Source organism: Pseudomonas sp. AC229 (assembly GCF_979254655.1).
The window spans coordinates 1-283 of sequence record NZ_CEEDHK010000046.1; the positions used below are offsets into that span (position 1 = coordinate 1).

The window sequence follows — 283 nt, forward strand, 5'->3', positions numbered from 1 at the left end:
CTTCTTGATCGCTTGCGCCACCAGATAAGCGGCGCCGCCGACGGCCATCAGGTACACGGCTGTGTTGTCTTAGATTGCCTCGATGGCAATCGGGCCGCGCTCGGATTTACCGATCATGCCCAGCAGGCCGGTTTGTTCGAGACTCTGACGGGTGAACTTGTCCATCCGCGTTGCCGTGGTTGGACCGGCCGGGCCTACGACTTCGTCGCCGACCGGATCCACCGGGCCGACGTAATAGATGACGCGACCTTTTAGGTCCACTGGCAGGCTTTCGCCTTTGTTG

1 pseudogene is annotated in these 283 nt (G+C 60.8%); it reads right to left on the minus strand.

Annotation, left to right across the window (positions count from 1 at the left end):
• Positions 1-283 (minus strand): annotated as a pseudogene (locus AC0IW7_RS24780) (fumarate hydratase C-terminal domain-containing protein); the annotation flags it as partial.